The sequence below is a fragment of the Streptomyces sp. NRRL F-6676 genome, assembly GCF_000725625.1.
Taxonomy (GTDB): Bacteria; Actinomycetota; Actinomycetes; order Streptomycetales; family Streptomycetaceae; genus Streptomyces.
The window spans coordinates 1-296 of the sequence record NZ_JOHS01000143.1 but is presented as its reverse complement, the minus strand read 5'-3'; the positions used below and the strand labels follow the sequence as shown (position 1 = coordinate 296).

The following is a 296-nucleotide window of genomic DNA, read 5'->3' as shown; positions in this document are numbered from 1 at the left end:
CAACTCGGAGGAAGGTGGGGACGACGTCAAGTCATCATGCCCCTTATGTCTTGGGCTGCACACGTGCTACAATGGCCGGTACAATGAGCTGCGATACCGCGAGGTGGAGCGAATCTCAAAAAGCCGGTCTCAGTTCGGATTGGGGTCTGCAACTCGACCCCATGAAGTCGGAGTCGCTAGTAATCGCAGATCAGCATTGCTGCGGTGAATACGTTCCCGGGCCTTGTACACACCGCCCGTCACGTCACGAAAGTCGGTAACACCCGAAGCCCGTGGCCCAACCCGTAAGGGAGGGA

The 296-nt window shown here is 57.8% G+C and carries 1 rRNA gene; it reads left to right on the top strand.

The annotated features are described in order from the left end of the window. Window positions 1-296 (top strand): 16S ribosomal RNA (locus IO29_RS31370); the annotation flags it as partial.